At 69.0% G+C, this 20143-nt stretch carries 15 protein-coding genes; 6 read left to right on the top strand and 9 right to left on the bottom strand.

The window, feature by feature from the left end:
* Positions 1-597: 597 nt before the first annotated feature.
* The 4 genes from ACFYZJ_RS21260 (at position 598) to ACFYZJ_RS21245 (ending at position 3620) form a co-directional block, all read left to right on the top strand.
* Entirely contained in the window at positions 598-924 is a 327-nt protein-coding gene (locus ACFYZJ_RS21260; RefSeq protein WP_388570366.1) for a hypothetical protein, read from the top strand.
* A gap of 20 nt (positions 925-944) precedes the next feature.
* A complete protein-coding gene (locus ACFYZJ_RS21255) occupies positions 945-2087 on the top strand; it encodes a PE-PGRS family protein (RefSeq protein WP_388570365.1) in 1143 nt (380 codons plus the stop codon).
* On the top strand, positions 2084-2440 hold the full coding sequence (locus tag ACFYZJ_RS21250; protein ID WP_388570363.1) for a hypothetical protein: 357 nt from the start codon (positions 2084-2086) through the stop codon (positions 2438-2440). The genes ACFYZJ_RS21255 and ACFYZJ_RS21250 overlap by 4 nt, the downstream gene beginning before the upstream one ends.
* Before the next feature lie 286 nt (positions 2441-2726).
* Positions 2727-3620, top strand: a complete 894-nt coding sequence (locus ACFYZJ_RS21245) for a hypothetical protein (RefSeq protein ID WP_388570362.1) — start codon at positions 2727-2729, stop codon at positions 3618-3620.
* 609 nt (positions 3621-4229) lie between these two features.
* On the opposite strand, the gene ACFYZJ_RS21240 is transcribed toward ACFYZJ_RS21245, so the two are convergent.
* The 4 genes from ACFYZJ_RS21240 to ACFYZJ_RS21225 form a co-directional block, all read right to left on the bottom strand.
* A complete protein-coding gene (locus tag ACFYZJ_RS21240; RefSeq protein WP_388570360.1) occupies positions 4230-4751 on the bottom strand; it encodes a hypothetical protein in 522 nt (173 codons plus the stop codon).
* A 474-nt stretch (positions 4752-5225) separates the two neighbouring features.
* The gene (locus tag ACFYZJ_RS21235; RefSeq protein WP_388570359.1) at positions 5226-5561 is read right to left on the bottom strand and encodes a hypothetical protein; all 336 of its coding nucleotides are present in this window, start codon (positions 5559-5561) and stop codon (positions 5226-5228) included.
* Positions 5562-5776: 215 nt separating this feature from the next.
* Complete coding sequence (locus ACFYZJ_RS21230) at positions 5777-6292, bottom strand: hypothetical protein (RefSeq protein ID WP_388570358.1); 516 nt, start codon at positions 6290-6292, stop codon at positions 5777-5779.
* 100 nt (positions 6293-6392) lie between these two features.
* Positions 6393-7052 carry a hypothetical protein gene (locus ACFYZJ_RS21225; RefSeq protein ID WP_388570356.1) on the bottom strand — a complete coding sequence of 220 codons (660 nt, stop codon included), beginning with the start codon at positions 7050-7052 and terminating at the stop codon, positions 6393-6395.
* 110 nt (positions 7053-7162) lie between these two features.
* On the opposite strand from ACFYZJ_RS21225, the gene ACFYZJ_RS21220 reads away from it, so the two are divergent.
* A complete protein-coding gene (locus tag ACFYZJ_RS21220) occupies positions 7163-7591 on the top strand; it encodes a hypothetical protein (protein ID WP_388570355.1) in 429 nt (142 codons plus the stop codon).
* A gap of 11 nt (positions 7592-7602) precedes the next feature.
* Here the strand turns inward: ACFYZJ_RS21220 and ACFYZJ_RS21215 are convergent, their stop codons facing one another.
* The 3 genes from ACFYZJ_RS21215 to ACFYZJ_RS21205 form a co-directional block, all read right to left on the bottom strand.
* Positions 7603-7905, bottom strand: a complete 303-nt coding sequence (locus ACFYZJ_RS21215) for a hypothetical protein (RefSeq protein ID WP_388570353.1) — start codon at positions 7903-7905, stop codon at positions 7603-7605.
* Positions 7906-7969: 64 nt separating this feature from the next.
* The gene (locus ACFYZJ_RS21210; RefSeq protein ID WP_388570352.1) at positions 7970-9034 is read right to left on the bottom strand and encodes an SUKH-4 family immunity protein; all 1065 of its coding nucleotides are present in this window, start codon (positions 9032-9034) and stop codon (positions 7970-7972) included.
* Between the two features lie 49 nt (positions 9035-9083).
* Entirely contained in the window at positions 9084-11039 is a 1956-nt protein-coding gene (locus ACFYZJ_RS21205) for an ATP-binding protein (RefSeq protein ID WP_388570351.1), read from the bottom strand.
* Between the two features lie 297 nt (positions 11040-11336).
* Here ACFYZJ_RS21205 and ACFYZJ_RS21200 point away from each other — a divergent pair, with 297 nt between their 5' ends.
* Positions 11337-11975 carry a hypothetical protein gene (locus tag ACFYZJ_RS21200; protein ID WP_388570350.1) on the top strand — a complete coding sequence of 213 codons (639 nt, stop codon included), beginning with the start codon at positions 11337-11339 and terminating at the stop codon, positions 11973-11975.
* Between the two features lie 450 nt (positions 11976-12425).
* Here the strand turns inward: ACFYZJ_RS21200 and ACFYZJ_RS21195 are convergent, their stop codons facing one another.
* Entirely contained in the window at positions 12426-14714 is a 2289-nt protein-coding gene (locus ACFYZJ_RS21195; RefSeq protein WP_388570349.1) for an SUKH-4 family immunity protein, read from the bottom strand.
* A 38-nt stretch (positions 14715-14752) separates the two neighbouring features.
* Positions 14753-20116, bottom strand: coding sequence for a toxin glutamine deamidase domain-containing protein (locus ACFYZJ_RS21190; RefSeq protein ID WP_388570348.1), 5364 nt, complete (start codon positions 20114-20116; stop codon positions 14753-14755).
* Positions 20117-20143 lie beyond the last annotated feature (27 nt).

The raw sequence follows: 20143 nt of genomic DNA, 5'->3' as shown, positions 1-20143 counted from the left end.
GCCGGGACCGTTGCGGCTGCCGAAGCCGGTGCGGAGGCAGAAGACGCCGAATGCCAGCAAGGACAGGCAGAACGCCAGAATCGCGGAGTCTTTTCCGGGGTCCCGGTCCTGCGGCTGCTCGAAGGTGTCGTCCACGTGCACCACGGGGATTTTGGCCCCGGTTTCGAAACGCGATGAAGTCGGCACCGACACGTCTCGGTAGGTGGCTCCACCGTGTTGCGCGGTCCAGGTTCCGGTGCAGTTGAACTTGAGTTCAGCGGTACGCCTGTGGGTGCCGTAATGGGTCGCCGTGTGCGTTTCGCATGAAGAAACCGTGAGGGTTCCATCGGTGCCCTCGCCGGCGAGTTCGCTGCGCAGTTTTGGAACGGTCGCCGCGGCGACGACCGCGGCCACGACGAGGAGTCCCAAGCCGAGCAGCCTTCCCGCCCACAGGCTCGCTGTACTGCCGTAACTCGGCTGTGTTGTCACCACTGTTGGTCCCCCTGAACGACTTGACGATCTCTTGACCTGCGGGCTGGCCGGGTCGTGCGCGAGGAGTCCAAGGTATCGGCCTGCCATGCAATACGAACTGCAGCAAGGGAAGTCCGGGGGAGAGCGATGGAGTTCGACACCTTTGACGTTGACACGGCCGTGCTCCGGAAGCAGGGGCAGAACTTCGTCGATCTCGGGGGTGAATTCTCCAAAGCGTCCAAGGGATTTCAGGACACCCTCGAAGGATTGGGGGAACCCTGGGATGACACGGACTTCGGGGAACTCTTCGGCCAGGTCTACACGCCGATTCGCGACGGAATCCTCGCATCGATGGACAGCCTTGCGAAACGGCTCCAGCAGATCGGGCACAACCTGCAGGACATGGCACGCGACTACGACGGATCGGACGCGTCGAACAGCGACCTGCTGAACGGGATTTCCAGCCACATCTGAACAAATGCGGGGCTATTGGCATGTCGCTCACACTGCCCAGCGAGCTCGTCTGGGTGCTCGACCTCCTCGGCTACTCCTGGCCCGAGGCCGACGAAGAAGCCCTGCACGAGGTCGCCGAGGCCTGGCGGAGTTTCGGCAGGCAACTGGAGGAGATCGAGGCACAGGGGGAACGCTTCGCCCGCACCGTCGTCGCCGTCAACGTCGGCACGGCGGTCGACGGCTTCAGCAAGGCCTGGGGCGCCTACACCGGCGTGGGCGGCGAGGACCGCTACATCCCGGACGCGAAGACCGCGTGCGAAGTGATCGCTCTTGCCTTCGACGCGGCCGCGGTGGCGGTTCTCACCGCGAAGCTGGCCGTGATCGCGCAACTCGTCGCTCTCGCCCTGGAGATCATCGCCGCGCAGGCGTCCGCACCCTTCACCTTCGGACTGTCCGAGATCGGCGCGCTCGGCGCGACACAGGCCACGCGGGTGATCGTCCGGGAGCTGCTGGACAAGCTCAAGAGGGACGTCATGGAGGCGATCACCAAGGCCATGGAGCACGCCACCGTGGACGCCCTCAAGAAGATCGCCAAGGAGCAGCTCGAGAAGATCACCAAGGAGAAGGTCAAACAGTTCGCCAAGCAGCAGATCAAGGAGCAGGCCAAGCAGTTCGTCCAGGAGAAGGTGGTCGGCGCCGCCAAGGACAAGGCCAAAGAGGCCGCCATCGGAATGGCGCAGAACGTCGGGCAGCAGAGCATCGAGACCTATTGCGACGCCCGATCCGGCATCGACCTGGGCGAGACGGCGGGGGTGGCCAGGACTGCGGCCGGCGAGTACGTGGACGGTCTCAAGAACGAGGTCACCGGGGGCGAGGGATCGACCGTCGCCGGCTACACGGACCTGAACTCGCACGCGGACAACGCCGTGGGCACCGCGACGGAGAGGGTGAGCGGGGCGGTTGGGGATCGCGTACAGCGGGGTGTCGACGCGCTGGCCGGACACGGTGCCCACACCACGCAGGGGTCCGACGGGGCTGGGGCCACCGCCTCCGCGGCCGGCTCGGGCTCCCCGGGCACCACGCAGACGTCCACCCGGGCTGCGGCCACCGCCTCCACGGCGCCCTCCCGCTCCGCGCACGCCACGGGGAACGCGCAGAACTGGGCGCGCAGCGAGTTCGGATGACGCAGCAGGACGCCGTCCAGGCCAAGATCCTGCGGCAGTCCCTGCACCGTCTCGCCTCGGGGCTGGGGGGCGATGCGCTCAAGGAGACGGCACAGGAGGTCCTCGCGGTGCGCATGGGGCTGCGAGAGGCGGCCGATGTGTCGGCGTACGCCGATCAGGCCGTGGGGCAGGTGGCTCCCCCCGCCGAGAAGTGGGCCTCCCTGCCCGACAGCGAGCGTGAGGCGCTCGCCGCGGAGGGGAAGCGCCGGCTCGAGGAGGAGCGGCGGCAGCTCCAGGACGAGCAGCGTGCGGCGTTGGAGAACCGGTCAGGTACGAAGTCGCGTCACGACGGGCGCGGCTGGTCCCTGTACTGAGCGGACGTACCTGGCGACGAGCCGTCGTGGTCAATGGGGGAGATGTGGACATTCGTGTAGAACCCGGTGCGATCGACGGCTTCTCGAAGCTTGTGGGGCGTGCCGCGGACGGCAGTGCACAGGCCGTCACGTACACCGGGACCAATGCGCGGATCGAGAGGACGCTGGGCGGAGACGCCTGGGATCTCTTCGCGGGTGACCACGACCGCTATGTGAGCGAGGCCAAGAAGGCTCTGGAGAAGGTCAAGAGGCGTGCTGGAGGCCTCCGCGAAGGAAACTGGCGGGCATGGCGAAGTACTACAGGGGGACGGACCGCGCCGAGGCGGCGAAACTCGACGCCACCTACCCGGGGTCCAAGGTGCCGGCCGGTGCTTCCGGGGGCTATCCGCAAGACTTCAGCGACGCCGGTGACGCCGTGCACACGCTGAAGCCACCTGGCGGAGGCAGCGACAATCCGCTCGCCAAGTACGCGTCCGGCCATGTGGACGAGGACAAGATGAGCCCGGTGCAGAAGACGCTCGGCGGCGCCCTCGACCTGGGCAGCCCTTCCGCGGTGGCGGTGGAGGCGTCCAAACTGCTCTTCGACTTCGATCCCTTCGCCGTCGCGACGAACTGGGTGTTCGTCGACTGGAACTCGTACAACGACTGTTCCGACGTGTGGGGCAGTCTGGACTCGTTCTGTGATGCGATCGCCGCCAATGTGCGCGAGGGCGACCAGAACGTCGGCATCAGCCGGGACGGCAACGCCGCAGACGCCGCCACCGTGTACTTCGACGAGTTCTGCAAGAAGCTCGACGAGATCAAGGAGACCTGCAAGTCCCTGCAGAGCTGTTACGCGCAGGCGGCGCAGTTGGCTTTCCAGTTCGCCGAGTTCCTCAAGTCGTTCCTGGTGATGTTCTGCGACCTGCTCGTCATCCGGCTGGTCAATCTGCTCGCGGCGCAGGCCGTCAACCTGATTCCCGTCGGTGGGCAGGCCGCGTCGGTGGCCATGTTCGCGCCGGCCGCGGCACAGGCCATCCGGCTCATGGAGATGTGGGCCGAGGCCTCGAAGGCGTTCGACACGGTCGCGTCGGCGCTGAGCGCGCTCGCCCTGGCGATGTCGACGGCTGTCAACGGATTCTCGGCGGCGGACGGGTTTCCACAGGTGGGTACGGGTGGATACGACCATGCCGCGGTGTGAGCGGCGAGCAGGACGAGTGCCGGAGGGCGAGAGGGCGGTTGTGCGATGGGTTTCAGCGGCGGGGTCGACGGACTTGAGCTCTTCCTCTCGCGCTGCCGCATCATGACCATCGGTTCGGTACCGGTCTGCTGGGTGCGATGGTCTTCTTCATCAAGGAGGAGGGCTGGCACTTCAGCCTTCTCCTGTGCTGTGTGCTGCCGCTGCTCGCCGCTCACCTGGAAGTTCGGGGCAGGCGGGAGATCCGCACCGGAATGGCGGCGACGGGGCTCGCCCTCGCCGTTGCGACACTGCCGTTGTCGTTCGTGCTGGCATCCATCGAGGGCTCCCAGCGCGAGTGGATTACCGTCCGACGCGCCCGGATCAGCCCCCCGCCGCGCCGAGGACGCCGACAGCAGCCGAAGCTCCGCTCATCCCGCGAATCATCCGCCGCGCGGCTCGCCGGCCGGTGGGCACGACAGTGGCGGTGGGGGAGGGCGACGGGGAGACTTCGCCGGAGATCGACATGAGGAGGAGTACAGGGAACGTCTTCAGCGTGCAGCCGAACGGGAGTCGACTGCTTCCGGCTGCCGATCGGGCTCGGACAGCGGCCGGACCGGCACCGGCGCACAGTCATACCTGACGGCGCCTGCTGCCGACCACGTACGCGAGACCCCAAGCAGCGGCCGCGGCGACCACCAGGCCCAGCGGGGAGAACCAGTCGACTCCGCCGTGGGCATCGCTGGTCCACCAGGACTTGGCCGGGAAGAAGGGGTCGGCCTCCAGCAAATTCATGACGAATATCGGCGTCTGGTTCATGAGGACGATGAGCGGGAGGGCGTTGGTGTAGCCGAAGAAGGCGCCGAGTGCGGCGATGACGGCTCCACCGATCCGGGCGCCATTGCTGCGGTGAGCCATCAGGCCGACCAGGGAGCCGACCATCGCACCGTTGAGCAACGCGTGGGCCAGGTAGAGGGTGTTGGCCGTCGTGACCGACTGATCCTTGTATGTGGCCAGGATGAGAGCGGTGTAGAGCAGCGAGACGACGACCGAGACCAAGAGCCCGAAAAGGACCGCGCCGACCGGATTACCGCTTGCGTTCGGCTGCTGACCGGGGGGCGGTGCCTGGAACTGGAACGGCGGTCCGGGCTGCATCGGGTATGGAGGTTGCGCCAGTGCCCGGCCCGGGACGGGCGGTGGCGCCCCGTACACCGGAGCCTGGCCGGGAACGGGTGGCAACCCGGCCTGCATCGCCGGCTGACCAGGAACCGGCGGCGGCCCGGGCTGCATCGGGGAATGGCCGGGGGCGGTCGGCGGTCCGAACCCCGGGGCGTGCTGCGGCGGGGCAGGCTGGTTGTACGGGCCGGAGGGGCTCTGCGGTGGCTGTGCAGGTCGCGGCGGTTGCGGCGGTGGCTGGAAGGGCGGCTGGCTCATGATTCCCCCATGGAGTCAACTGGCAGAAGCAGTAAGTTATCAGTGAGACCAGGAGGCGGTTGTCAGAGCCGGAGTGGGCTGCGTGAAGGGCGATGAAGGGGCACGTACGACAGAGCGCCCTGCTTGAGGGAAGCGCATGCCGAAGACCAGAACCGCCCCCGGCCCCGAGGAGGTCGCGGACCGCCGAGTTGACCGTCAGCCGCTGACAACCTTCTGGAGCTTGCGAACGCACTTGACGACGCCCCAGACGACGAGGCAGCCCAGACCGAGCAGGACCAGGATCGCCTGCCACAGGGGCATCTTCTTCTTCCCCGGGTACGAACTGCCGTGGCTGTAACGGTAGGTGTAGCCGCTTCCCCTCGACTTCTTGTAGCCGCCGCTCTTGCTGATGCCGCCGCCGCTGACGCCACCGCCTCGCTTCGAGGACAGCGCGAGGTATGAAGCGGAGTCACGCGAGGGCGCGGCCTGGGCTGCGGCGGGTGCCGCTCCGAACAGAGCGCCGATCAGTAGCAGTACGGTTGCCAAACGCATGGGAGATCCCGTGATGGTGGGTCGGAAAGGCAGGCACGCCGACACGCAGTGTGTGACGCGAACTCTGCAGGTCGTCGCTGTGTGTGCAGACCGTTGTCTCTGTGCGGGTCCCGACGGTTGCCTCGACATACACGACCGCCGCGGGCGCACGTCACGCGAACCGACCGCCACCGGCCCCTGCGGGGCGCGCGGCGGCAGCGTGAGGTGAGCCCGGGTCAGACCTTCGTGAAGCACAACGTGTAGTCGAGCTGGTGGCTGCTGTGGTACCGAATGCCGTAGGCGTACTTCGCGTCGCAGCCCCTGTCATCGCCCAACAGCCGGTCAGCCGTCTTGTACTGGGCCTCCGGGGAGGTGCAGTCGACGATCGTCGGAAGCGGATGACCCTGGGGGTCCTTGATCTTGACGCAGTCGCCGATGTTCGGGTCGTGCGTCGCGTTCTCCTTGGCCTGCGCGGACGCCGAGGCCTCTGCCCTCGCCTTGCCGCCCGTGGGACTCGTGTTGTAGTCCCAGACGTAATAGGCCAGGCCGCCGAAGATCGCTATGACGATGGCGGCCGACTGCACCACCCGCAACGGGCCTCCCGGCCGCGGGCGCTGAGGGCCGCGCGGCGGCTGCGGTTGAGGTTGCCGCGGCTGCCCGTACGGCTGCTGCGGCCCGCCGTAGGGCTGGTACGGCGGCTGCGGCTGCCCGTAAGGCGGCTGGTTCTGGTACTGCGGTGGAGGCGTCGACATGCCTGGGGAACCCCGTGATCGAGTGAACAGGTGCAGATAGACCCGAAGTTGACCGGCGAAGATTACCCTCCGCGGCCAGTCGGGCGCCCACCGGGGTCGGTCAGACGAAGTAGCTGACCAGGAAGGACGCCGCCACTCCCACGATCCCCACACCGATCATCCCGATCAGGACCGGACGCGTCACTCCCCGCCCCGACGCCTCCCAAGCCTCGTCGTACGAGACGTGGCTCCGGCCGAACGGCGCATAACCCGTCGCCAGGCAGAAGGCGCCGAGGCCGGTGAGGACCCACCCGCCGAAGAAGGCCCCGAAGAAGCGCCAGGCGCGGTCCATTCCGCTCTGGACGTAGTCGCCGTTCGCCGAGGCGGCCGTCGTCGGCGCTTCCGTCTGCTGCACCGACAGCTCGGTGCCCTCCGCGTACCGGTGCCTGACCTGCACCGCGGCGGCCGAGTCCTTGCTCTTGCCGTCGTCGGAGACGAACGTGCCCGTGCAGCGGACGGGGCGGCGGTTCCTGCGGCTGCTCCGCGATGCGTTGTTCGGGTAGCCCACCTCGCACTGCTTCACCGTCAGAGTGCCGTGGGTGCCCGCCCACCCCGCCGGATACGCCCCCTCGTACGCGCCCCATCCGCTCAGGGCCGGCCCCGCGAGCAGGAAGACCAGACCACCCCGGCGCCCGAGGCGGCCGAAGGCCCGGCCGACGAGACCGGCGGCCGGTGAACGGTCGGTTCCGTTGCCCGTTCCCGTGCTCTGTGCCTGAGCCATGACGACGAAGTCCCTCTCCTCCTGGGGTGATTGGGGGGCCGGCATGGCATCCGCGGGCCACGGGAGATACTTCGGGTGTCCGAGGCACGAGGGCAGCGAGGAGAAGCGACATGGCCAGGCTCCCTGAAAACCCACCGACCCCGTACGACGCTTCGGAGGACCGAGGGGTGCTGGACGAGGCACTGGAACCGGAGCAGATACGTTCGCTGAACTCCGCCCTGCGCAAGCTCTCCGAGACCGACAACGTCGGCGAGGGCATGCAGGACGCGGCGAAGCGGTTGCTCTCCGGCCGGCTCGCCCTGCGTGACGCCCTGGACGACCCCGCCGTGGCACGTGCCCTGGGCGGAGGCCTGGCTTCCCTGCGTGGCCGGTGGGAGTCGCTCTCCGAGGAGGAGCGCGAGCAGGTCAGGCACGGGGAGCCGCTGACGGGCGATGACCCGTCCGCGGGGCAGCCCGAGCCGAGAGGCATGGCCGACGACGCCTCACGGCCGGCGAGGAAGAGCCAGGGGCGGCACAGCGGCGGGTTCTCGCTGTACTGATTCCGTACTGGTCACCGGCGCTGTCTGCGGTAGAGATCGATGGCCGCCGGGTTCGGGAAGTTGGGGACGGTGACGGTCTCGCCGGTCTCCTTGGAGACGACGATCTTGCTGCCGCCGGGCGGAGCGGGCTGAGGCCGGCCGGCGGCGTCGGTGACCGGCGGGAACTCCGCGTACACCAGGTATCCGATGTCGAATTCCTCGACGCGCAGCTGGGCGGGCGAGCCGTCCGGCAGCCTGGGCTGTGCGTACCGGCTGCGGACGATGTCGAGGGCCTGCTCGGCGGTGGTCGGCGGTGCCGGGTTGTCGGACGTCACAGGTGCTCTCCTCGTTCTCTCAGTTGCCTCAGGTCTCTCAGCGGGGGATTTTCCGGAGGGCCGCTCAGAACAACCCGTGCCACATCTGCTCGACGATCAGAGACCACCAGGTGTCAGGGGTGGCCAGCGCGGAAGCGTCGACGGCCACCAACTGTGCCTGCAGCGCCGCCACTTCGGAACCCGCCGCGACGGGGTCGAGGCCGTGCATCCGCCGCCGTACGGTGGCCAGCAGCGCCAGGGAACGGGCGAAGGCGGCCGCCGTCCCGTTGACGTAGCGGGCCTCGGCCGTGACCGGGTCCACGGCCCACAGCGCGCCGAGGCCGTCCGGTTCCGTCGTCCCGGGCACGCACTGCACCGCGATCACCGCGACCCCGTCGAAGCCGATGCGGGCCAGGTGGGCCAGGGCGGCGATCCTCTCCTCGCCCGCCGGGCTCCGGCGCTCGCGCAGGTTCGTGGCGATGTCTGTGAAAAGGCCGCGGGCCGGAGGGGCGTCGGGTCGGTCGGCGGTGAAGAAGAGGGGAAGGTCGGCGGGGAGTCCCGCCCAGGTGAGCGTCGACTTGGCGGCGTCGGGCAGGGGGCTTTCGGCCACGTCGTCGGCGTCGTAGCGACGCACGCCCTCCTGGCCGAAGACCTCCACGAGGTGGCGGCCGAGGGCCACGTCACGCATCGGCTCCGCGGGCGCGACCTGCGCGGGGACCGGGAGGCGGTACGGGCGGGGCGGCGGCTGCTGCCCGGCGACCCGGTGCAGCATCTCGACCTGCTCGACCAGCGCCGCGACGCCCTCCGCCCGCTCCTCGGGACGGGCACCGTAGGTCTGCGAGCAGGAGAGCTGGGCGTTCGGGAAGGAATTGAGGAGTTCGGCCGTGTAGCCGCCCGGGAGCAGGCTGGGCCGCAGGTCGGTGTGGACGGCGACGACATTGTCGACGGGTACGTTCATCCGCCGCAGCTCGGCCCAGCACTGGTACTCGGCGGGCGGCAGGCCCGGACCCGAGGTGCGGAAGAGGGTGGTCTCCTCACCGCCCGCCGGGTCGACGTAGGTGAAGACGGCGGTGTTGCCCGGGCCGGTGACCGGACGGGCACCTTCTGGCGCGTCGGCGCCCTGTACCGCCGCCTGCTCCTGGCTGGTCAAGGGGAGGCTCCTTCGAGATGGCTGGTCGAACGAGTGGGGACGGGTGTGGCTACGAGGCTAGCGCCGCGTCGGTCGAGCGGATGCGGAGGGCCTTCGCCCCGCGCTCGGTGGCGACCAGGAGGACGCCGTCGGGGGAGAGGTCGGCGGCGGTGAAGGGCGTGTCGGAGATCAACGCGGCCACGACCTCCTCCTTCGTCCGGTCCCAGACGCGCAGGTAGTCGGCGCCTCGGCTCAGCCCCAGCGGGGCGGCGGCCCGTTCCTCCGCCAACGGGCGCAGGATCTGCCCGGGGTCGGTGTCCGCGAGGTCGTCCGGTCGTACGAGGCCGCGGACGAGCACCGCGGATCCACTCGCTCCCTCGGGCTCGCCGACCGGGCGTGCTCCGGGCGTGCCCGCGGGCACGACGAGGACGGCGACGGGAGTGGCCGGCCCTTCCGGGCTCGGCAGGCTGCCGACGGTCACGGCGCTCACCCCGGCGATCGGCAGACTCCACAGCGTCCGCCAGGGCAGCTCGAAGCCGAGCCGGTGTACGGCGTCGGCGTACTCGGGCAGGCCGTCCTCGACGAACGCCGTCTCCAGCAGGGCGGCGCGCAGCGCAGCCGGTGCCTGGGTACGGGTCAGCAGGGCGGCGGTACGCAGGTACGTACGGGCCGGCGCCCCGAGAGCCTCCACGGGGACGGCTTCGACGGCGGCGCGCAGCGGTACCGGATCGGCGTACACGAACAGCCCCGGATCGGTGAGGAGTTGGGGCAGCAGACCGGCTTCCAGGGTGTGACCCGCGGTGTGGTCACGCACGTAGGGGTCGGCCTTGCTCCAGTCCTGGCCCGGCACAGCGTCCAGCAGTGCCACCGCGATCTGCGTCTGCGCGGCGCGCACGTTCGGCAGGCCGGCGCGGATCTCGTCACCGATGGCGGGGTGCAGCAGTCGCAGCAGCGTACGCCCGCGCTGCGGCTGCTCGTCGCCGTCCGCCTCCTGCTCGGCCTGACGCCCTCCGGGTTGCACGAAGGGCCCGGCGAGCAGCATTCCGCCCGCGATGGCCTGGCCCATGTCCTTTCCGGCGACCGCGCTCGCCAGCCGCGCCCACAGGTGGGCGGGTATGCCGTCGGCCTCCGCCAGGGCGAGCGGCGCCAGCATCAGCCGCAACGTCTGCGGATCGGCGCCGAGCCGCCCGGCATGCAGATCGAGGGCTTCACCGACGGAGGTCGGCAACCGGCTCTCGTCTGCGGGGTCGAAGCCCTCGGGGGCCATCAGGATGCAGTGGACGGCGAGTTGGACGACCAGCGGGCTGGTCCCCGCACGGCGGCCGATGGCCGCGGCAAGGGCGAGCCGGGCGGCGGGATCGACCGTGAACGGCAGCTCAGGAGCACCGAACTCCGGGCTCAGCGCCGCCTGGGCATGCAGCACCAGGCCCTCGGGATCGGCCCACTCGGGTTCGTCCAGGTCGATGACCTGTACGGCGCCGGGCGACAGACCGGCGACCAGGTCGGCGACCAGCGGACGCGGCACCTCGGCCAGCAACCGGACCGTCTCGGTCGCGGCCAGGGGAGCGAGCACGTCCCGCACGAGGCGCGCCGGCTCGCCTGCCGCCCGCACCGGGCCGGCCCGGTCGACGTCCGGTACGACGACGGTCACCGGGTCCTGGAGCGCCGCCAGCTCGGCGAACACCTCCTCGGTGCCGGTGGCGTTCAGCCCGTAGTGGTCGGCGAGCAGCCACAGCACCTGCGCGGCGGTCAGCCCGTCAGGGGCCGGCACAGCCGGGGCCGGCAGCTCCGGCGGCACCGTCGACGGATCCATCACGTCCAGCGGAAGCTGCTTGCGGAACTCCGGCTCGCACAGCATCAGAAACCCGGTGAGCAAGCGCGAACGCCCACTGCCGGAACTGCCGGTGAGCGCGACCACACGGGGTGCCCCGGGAGCGGCCCCACGCCATGCCGCGAGCGCGCGCAGCGCCGCGGTCCGGCCGCCTATGTGGGGGTGCGGTGCGTAGTCCTCGGTCGAGCCGGTCATGGTCCCCGTCCTCCGCCGTCGCGGACGCCTTCGCCTGTGACGTCGATCTTAGGCGCCGGTGGCGCGGAGTGGTCGAACCGATGAGGGCTTCCGGCGATCCCAGGGTGAGGCGGTCGGGGTGTGGGTGACAGGATGACCGGGTGAGTGAGGAGCTGGGCGGCGTACTGGCCTACCCCGCACGGCTGTTGACCGCCGACCGCGCGGCGGTGCGCGACCACCTGGCCGCCGGGAACGACGGGGACGACGCGGGCCGCCAGGTCTTCCTGCAGGCAGAAGCGATCTTCGGGCAGCGCAGTCGTGACGCCCGCCGAGTTCGCCTCCTGGCTTCACTTCGCCGCGAGGGAGGCCGGCCACGACGAGTGCGCCCAGCGGATCGCGGCGGCCGAGCCGCGGATGCCGTGGCGCACCGTGTGGGCGTGGTGGCGGCCGGGCAACTGGTTCACGGCCCACCCGAGCCTGAACGGCGACTACTACCAGGTTCGCCGCCGTCGGTACGAGGGGCGGGACCCGGTCGAGGTGGTCGACCAGCGCGGCCCGCTCCGGCTCGACGCGGAGACGGGCCGGAGGGTGAAGGGCCTCGATGAGGTGGCGCTGACAGAAGCGCCCCGCTCGCCGGAGGCCTTCGACGCGCCCGAGCTGCACAACTGGAACCTGACTGCCCCGGAGAGCTGGGCAGGCGCCGTCGTGTTCGCCGCCGAGCGCGGAAGGACCCGCCACCTGGTTGAGGACGCGCACGGCATGGCGATGCTGGAGACGGATGCGGAGGTGCTGCGGGACTGGCCGCGTGGCCAGGGGATCGATCCCTCGTCGTCCGAAGAACCGCCGCCCGGCCCCGCCCCCGCGCAGCGCGTGCCGACGGGTCCGCTCACCGCGGCCCGGGTCGAGGACGCCATCCGATCAGGTTCGGAGGAGCGTCGGGTCCGCCCTGCGCGTTGAGTGTTGGCGACGATGACCGAGCCGCCTGTGAGCGAGGAGTTGCGCAAGGCGTAACCCCAGTCGGCACGGCGTTCACATGGTAGGTCGAGTCCAGCTGCTTCCGTGAGCCGCTCGATGACGTCCTCGCAGGTGAGCCCGGTGGCATCCAAGAAAGTCACGTCGGGTGCGACCTCGCGCAGGCGAAGCAGTGTCCGGGTCCGTCCAGAGTCCGGAGGGCCTGTCAACTCGGCCACTCTTCCAGTCTCACTGCTCCGCCACTCCAGCAGCTCGTCCAGGGCTTGCTCGGGTGGCATCTGCGGGGGCATCTCAGGACTCATGTCTCACTCCACCTGCTTCAGCGGGGCATTTCTGCAGGAGCCGAACCTCTGAGAATCGGTAAAACTTGGAGTGATTTCCTGCCGCGTGTCTCCCCCCTCCGGAGCCGACCTCCTCACCGCATTCCTCACAGGCTTACGGGAAGCGGCCATCAGGGGAAACGAGATCCCAAGTGCTGTCCTCGAAATCGTAGGGGCCGAGCACGACGTCCCACACCTCACCCTCCAATGCCACCGGGTCGATCCGACGGCACCACTCCCGCAGAATCCGGTGGTGGTCTCGTCGGTCTGCCCGACTGGGGTAAAGGGTCTTACGGTGCTCATCGAAGAGTCGCACCACGGTGAAGAACTGGGAGAGGCTGCTGCCGGCCAGGACGGTGCTCGGACCACGAGTGGCGTCGCGCAGCACCTGGCCTGACGTCCCGTCGAGTAGCAACTGTGAGTACATCCACCTCCCGATGAGGAAGAAGGGACCCGCACCATCGGGTGGCCTGTTCTGCGCTTTGTCGGACCACGGAACCTGACGCAAACCGTTGTTCAACGGCGAGTCGACGTACAGATTCAGGAAGCCGCCGACCACCGGCAGACCGATGTCGGTCAAGAAGCGTCGCGCAGCCTGGTCCTCCACTCCGTCCGGTAGGTCTGGTGCGGCGAGGCGATGACAGGTGCCTTCACCAAAGCTCGCCTCCAACCAGAGCCTGCTGGACGGTTCACCTCTTGCGGCGGCGCGCGCCGGGAGCGGTACCTCGGGCAGCGCAAGGCCGGCGTGTTCTTCCACCAGCGGTTCGGGCAGCCATGTCGCCGGACCGGGGGCGAGGGCGGTGTCCGCTGAAACCGCGAACAGGCCCCCGCTGCCGGCCAGAACCCACATTCCCTCCACATGGACCCCGCTCGTGACGCTTGCAGGCACACGAGGCGGAGGCGGAGCGCCGTCTTCCTCGACTTGCCAGCCAGAGGGAGAGTGCACCGCGAAGACAGCCGGCAGGCCCTGGGGGGCCCGGTCCGCAAAGAGCCATTCGGCCTCCTCGAGAGACTCCTCGACGCGGACTTCCTCTCCGACAGGACTGCCAGTGGGAACATCCCATTCGCGCATGACGTACGAGAATTCGGGTAGCGCGGCCTTGTCCGTGGTCGTGTCACGCATCGTGATGACGCGCTGCCCGCGGGCTGCATCCGCAGCCAGTGCGATCTCGTCGACCCGCCCTACTTCCCCCTCGTATCCGCCGAACACCCCGCTGGGGCGCCAGCGTGACCACACCGTGCGCCACGGCAGTGCCACACCGCTGTCGACGATCTGTCGGGCAAGTTCGGTTCGCCCGCTGCTCACTGCAGCGTGGTGCAGCCAAGACGCCCACTCGCCTTGGTCGGCAGGTTGGATGCCTTGCGCCTCCAGGGAACGGATATCGGCCGCGATGCTGCCGGGCGGCACGCCCTCGGGATAGGCGGCACCCAGTGCTTCCAGCACGGACAAGGCTTCACAGTTCGCCAGGATCCATCCCTGGGAAAGCGCCTGTTCGAGCGAACCGGCCAGAGCAGCATGAACGGGCAGCGATTTCGCGGCATACCTGCCCACCGCTCCCGCTTCAGTCCATGGCCGTCCCGGATTCGACTCCCGGATGTGCTCGATCAGCGATTCCGCGATCCGGGCCTGCTGTTCCGGGCCGGCGCTGCCTTGTCGGCGCCAGAAGTGTCTCGTGGAAGGCCGGCGGAAGCCGACTCCTGGGTGCCCGGTGGCCCCTTCCAGGACCGTCAACGCCTCTGGGTGATCCGTGGCGATCCCTCGAAGGCCGGCCTCGGTCGGTGGCTGCCGCGAGGGAAAGGCGGCCATGACGAGAAGACGCCAAACCGAAAGGTCGACCTCTGTCAGTTCGGAGAGACTCAGGGCGTGGAAAGCCTGCCTCGTTGCGGTGTCCGCGCCCTGCAGCGACTCGCGTCCGTCGGCGGGTGCGCCGGGTCTTTGCAGGGAGATGCCGACACTGCCGCGTGGTGGGTCGCCAAGGAGATCGGGGTCCCATTCGAGAACGAAGCGAACACGGGCCTTCGGGGCCCACGTCAGCTTCGATACCAGTGAGCGCGCGATCCTCAAGGGCTCTGATGAAGTCACCAACTCGCCGGCCCACTGCACATTGGACAGGAGCACTACATGCTCCCCTTCCACCGTTGTGCGCAGTAGATCCCTGCGCCATCGTCGACCGGAAGGTAGGAGGTCCCCTCCAAGTTCGGACACGATTCGCCGCGCCACCAAATCGGCCGTCATGCCCGCGCATTCGATGACGATCGATCCGTCGATATTCCTCGCGGTCTCTCTGACGAACTCGGACTTTCCCGAGCCGGCGGTGCCCACGACGAGAAGCAGGTTGTCGCTTCTTTTGGGGAACGTCATCCATGCCTGGATTTTTTGCCAGGTTTCCGCATCGATGGGCATGGCGCGTCTCTCCTCTCTGTCAAGCCCAGAATCCTACGTCACGAGAGGTGGCCGCCATGTGCCAGGTCGGTCCATATGCCGCGCAGCTTGTCCACGTAAGCCTGCGACTCGTCACCCTGTGCGGCAACCGCGGCATCCTTCATTTCGTTGACCTCGGCGCCGTGACCTTCGGCGCGCAACTCTGCCTCGTTCTCTATCTGCCCTCTTCGGAAGGGGGTTCCGTAGTAAACTTTGACCTCTTTGGGGAGATGTTCTCCCAGGAATGAGGAGCAGTCGGTACCCAAGGCGGGGCCGCAGGGCTCGCGCTCTGTGTAGAAGCTTACGAGTTGAATCTTACGGCCCTCTTCCCGCTGGGCGTTGACGGCATCAACGTAATCCAGAATGTGAGGCTCCGAGTGGACGCCTTCCGCCCAGTCCCGACCCATAGACAGCGAACTGTCCGAAATGTAGGTGCTCCTCCGGGTTACGGGATCGAATATTTCAACGGTCGCATAGTTCCGCCGAGACCAGTCTCCCTTGTTCTCGAGCAGCGCCTTGAAATCCTCCGCACCCAGTGCTTTGCGGAGTGCGGGGCGGTCTGGATTCCCTATTGCTTGCCCGCTGTGGTAGAGGACGCCGGCCGAGGGAGTGCCCTTCCTTTTCATTCTTTGTGCAAGGCTTTCACGCCCCTTCTCCTGTCGCTCCCTCTTCTCGGATCCCTCCTCGTGGTCGAGAGGGCGAACAGCCGGGTCGTTGGGATTCGGCACTCCGGGGTCGAGTGAGCCTACTCCGAGTTCGGCGTGGAACTTCAAGGAGAGGCGACTGATGGCAGCTACCACCGCCCCTTGCTGACCCTCCGAAAGGTCACGGAACGGCGGGTTCCGCAATGCGTCGATGAGGGTCTGTTTGCTTATTCCCTTCAGTTGCCCCGGTGGGCCGCACTGACGTAGCAGATCGCGCAGTTGGTCTGTATTGCCCCACTCGGACAGGTCGCTGTAGAGGCGATCGAGATCGACTTTGTGTACGTCGTGGGTGCCGCGGAGATCCGCCTGGGACTGCTCGGGAAGCATCCCGTGTTCTCGGTGCTGACCTGTCTGGGCCGAAGGATCCTTTTCATGGTCCGATACGGCGCCAGGTTCTGCAGGCGCGCGGTGATCGTGGCTCACCGGGGCGGCTGGTCGCTGGTCGGGTGTGGTGTGCCGACCCGCTGGAGACGCGTCGTCTGCATGCGGCCGATTCATACTGCCGCTGGTCGGATGCCCGGACGAGGCGCTCGCGGACTGTGGGTTCGGGGCAGGGGAGTGCCGAGGAGCGCCCCGGTCGACCGCCGGGTCGCCCGCCGCTGTATGAGGCGCCGAAGGGGGCGCGTTGTGGGTGACTCTGTGGGCGTCAGCGCCATCGGGACGCTCGGTCGCCGAAGGTGCCTCGTGCTCAGCGGCGGGGTCGCTGGTACCGGTGTCGATGGTGTGAGTCGCGTCGGTTCGGGTGCGGTGGTCCGAAGCCGCCACACCGTCCCTTTCATGGGGCGTGCCTCGGTCGCTTTCGTTGCCGTCTCGGCTCTCAGTGCTGCTGTGCGTGGAACTGGAAGCCGGCGTCGCTGTGCCGTCGTACGGATGTGGTGTTGAAAGCTCGTCGGGCTTCGATGTGTGCTGCGCCTGGGTTGGGCCGTGTTCGGCGTGAGTGGGTGTGTCCGGGTGGGGCGGGGCCTGCTGGGTGTGGGATGGGCTGTCCGGGGTGTGGCCGTCGGTGCCGGTGTCTGATGGCTTGTCTGCGGTCGGTGTGGTTTCCGGGGCGTCCGCGTCTTTGACGGGGACGTTGTCCGTGGTGCCGTGCGACGGGTTCGGCTCCGGAGCCTGGTGACTCTCGTTTTCCTGGGGCGAGTCGTCCGGCTCCTGGTGGGGAGTTTCGGTGCCTTCGTGGGGCGTCTCCGACTCGTGGTGGGTGGTGTCGGTTTCGGGCTGGGTCGGGTGAATGGGATTGCGGTCGGCGTCCAGGGGGATGTGCCAGACGCCGGTCGCGTTCGGGATGTGGAGGGGCTGGTGGCTGACCTCTCCGCTCTGGGTGTCGATCCAGATGATGTGGCCGTGGTGGTTGACGGCGTTGAAGGCGTGGCCGCCCCCGCCGGGCCAGGAGACCTGGACGATGGCTGCGGCGCCGTGTCCGGCTTGGTGCAGGTCCCACGCGATGCGGTCGGCGGTGTGGGGGTCGTCGCCGGTGCCGGCGTAGATGTGCTCGGCGCCCGCCCATCGGATCTGGTTGGCGTTGGCGTTGTGCTCGGGGGACCAGGGGTCCGGGTTGCCGTGTTCGTCGACGTCCAGGGTGCGCGGGGCTGAGACCTGCGGGTTTCCGTACCAGGTCTCCAGGAACGAGCGGGAGCAGTCTGCGCAGTTGTTGCTGCGTCCGGGGACGGTGTTGCCCCCGTCGTTCTGGAGTTGCGCCCAGTGGCCGAAGGGGTCGGGGAAACGCTCCGGGGTTCCGTCGGGATTGTGCGGCACCGCATTGACCAGCGCCTGCTGGTCGTCCGGGTGGGGCTCGGTCAGACCGCCCGGATAGTGATCCAGATCGTTGCGGATGTCGTTCAGGCTGTCCTGGTGCGGGTGCTGCTGCGGGGAGGCGCCGGGGTGTGCGGAGGGGGCACCCGGGGGCGGCGGCGAGGCATGGCTCGCCTGCGACGGTGGCGACGACGGCGCCGGGGAGACGGTGTGGATCGGGACCGGCGTCACCTGGTGGTGCTGTGGGTCGTGGCGGTGGCCCCTCTCGGCTTCGGGCGTCTCCGACCTGTCGTGCTGCGACGCCGGCTCCTGCGGGGCGTGCGGGTGCGGAGTGGTGCCGGGTGCTGTGCCCGCGGGCTGGTTCGGGGCCCTGTTGGGGGTGGGACGGGTGCCCGGCTGGGGCTGGGGTCCGGGCTTGCCGGACGCGGTTGGGCTTTGGCTGTCACCGGGCCGTGCTGTGGAACCCGACTGCGTCGAGGAGTTCGGGGTGTTGGCGCTGCTGGGCGTGGAGGTTCGCTCCGGCTCACCGCTGGAGGAGCTCGTTCTCGGGCTTCCGCTTGTGGTCGAGTCCCGGTCCGGATTCGCGTCTTGGCCTCGGGCGGGTGTACGCGCGTCGGTCGTGTCTGAGGTGCTGCGGGGGGCGGTGCGGTCGCCCGGCGTGGTGCCGGGCGTGTTCCTGGGTGTGGTTCCTTCTTCCGTGGTGTTTCGCGCCGCGGTCCGCTCGTCCGGGACGTCGCGGGGTGTGGTGCGTTCGTCCGGGACGTCGCGGGGTGTGGTGCGTTCGTCCGTCGCGTCGCGAACGGGAGAGCGCTCCTCAGGAATGTTGCGGGGTGCTGTGCGCTCGTCCGTGATGTTCCGCGGCCCAGTGCGGTCGCTCGGCGTCGTGCCGGGGGCGTTCCGCGGTGCCGTGCGGTCCTCCACAGTGGTGCGGGACGCAGCGCGGTCGTCGGAGGCGGTGCCGGGGGTGCGCTGCGTCGGTATGCGGCCGTCCGTCGTGCTGGACGTGCGGCCGTCCGTCGTGCCGGACGTACGCCTGTCGCCTGCGTCGGATATTCGGCCGTCGCCCGCCCCCGTTGTGCGACTGCTGCCCACTCCGGCTACGCGGCCGTCACTCGCACCGGATATTCGGCCGTCGCCACCGCCAGGCATGCGGCCGTCCGGCATCGAGGTGCGCGACGCCCGGGGTGTCGTCGAGGACACCGTCGGGCTCGGAGCGAAGGCGGGGCCCGTCTCCCTGGGTGACGCCGTGCCGGGCGTGGCGGAGGAAGGATTCCTCACCGGGGCGACGGTGGGAGCCGGGCTCGTGGGGCCCGTCGTCGAGGACGTGGCGCCGGGTGTGCTTGCGGTGGAGCGCGGGACGGGACCACTGTCCATGGTCGACGGAGGCGTGGGCGAGGTCGGCATGGACGAGGCGCCGTCCGCCCGGCCGTCCGTTCCGCCGGGGAAGTGTTCGGTCGTGGTCGGAGTAGGAGCGGCGTGCGACTGGGTGGGCGCGCCGGCGGCCAGGCTGTCTATCGACGTGCCGATTCCGCCACTGCCGCCTCCCGTAGGAGCCGTCGCACCGTCGGACGGCGCGTGGCTGGGTACGGCGTGCGGCGTCGGTGAGGACAGGCCGGATGGGGAAGAGCCGCCGGTGTCGGCGGGGCCTGACGCACTCGGGGAGTCGGAGGAACCGGAGGAACCGGTGGCGTCAGAAGCACCGTGAGATGTCGCGCCGGGCGCGGGGTCGTCGAAGTCCGACAGCGACGTCGTATGCCTCGGGGCCGCCGTGTCCAAGGGGGAAGGATTGTGTTCGGCCCCCGAGCCGGAGCCGTCGGATTCCAGGCCCGCGCCCACATCCTGCGTGCCGATGTGGGCACCGCCGGTGTCGGCGGACAGCCCGCCCATGTGCGTGCCCGCGCCCGTGTTCGTGTGTGTCGACGTCGAGGAGTCCGACCCCGACCCCGACGAGCCGGAGTCGTTGGAGGCCGTGGATGAGGAGTTGGAGGAAGAGCTGGACGATGAATCCGGATACGAGTCGGATGGGGAATGGGACGAGGATCCCGACTCCGAGTCGGACGGGGAATGGGACGAGGATCCCGACTCCGAGTCGGACGACGACCCCGAGGAGGACTCGGACTCCCCGTCACCGCCGCCCTCCCCGTCCTCCCCGTCACCATGGGACGTCCCCGACTCGTGGTAGCCGTCGATGCGGCTGTCGATGGCGTGGTGGAAGCGGCTGCCGGCCTTCTGGCCCAGGTTGTCGCGTACGCCCTGGGCCAGGGTCAGCGGGGTCTGCTTGATGGAGTCCCAGCCGGCGTCGGCGCCGGCCTTGACGGTCTTGCCGAGGTCGTAGCCGTGCTGGGCGCCGAAGCCGACGTTCACCGTCTGCCGGATCAGGTCCGTGATGATCGCTTGGATCGCCGAGATGGCGGGTTGCTTCAACGCCTGGACGATCGACTCCATGAGCGCCTCTTTGAGCTCGTCGAGGAGGCGTCGGACGATCAGCCGGGTGACCTGGGTGGCGCCGAGTGCGCCTGCCTCGGACAGGCCGAAGGTGAAGGGAGCGGCGGCCTGGGCGGCGGCGATCTCGAAGGCCAGCGCGATCAGCTGGGCGATCACCGCCCACTTGGCGAACTCGACGAGGTAGGCGCACGCTTCCAGCACATTTGCGATGGTGTAGGCGGCCTGGGCGGCACTCGCGAGGTAGCCGTCGGAGCCGGTGCCGCCGTCGAACTTGGCGTAGGTTTTGGTGAACTTGTCGATGGACTCACCGGCGTTGTGGGCGACCACCGTTCTGGCGCTGGTGTTCGCCCTGGCGTGCAGGTCCGAGACGTCGTCGCCGAACTTCCGCCACAGGGTCGCGCAGTCCTTGAGCTTGTCCTCGTCCGCCGTCGGCCAGCGGTAGCCGAGCATCTGGAGAACCCATTCGAGCTCGTCCGGCAGCATCATCGACACAGCGTCCACACCCCCGTCAGC

The sequence above is a fragment of the Streptomyces sp. NPDC001848 genome (assembly GCF_042891915.1).
In the GTDB taxonomy this organism is placed as follows: Bacteria; Actinomycetota; Actinomycetes; order Streptomycetales; family Streptomycetaceae; genus Streptomyces.
Note: the sequence above shows the minus strand (reverse complement) of the source record. Positions and strands in the feature narration are given on the sequence as shown.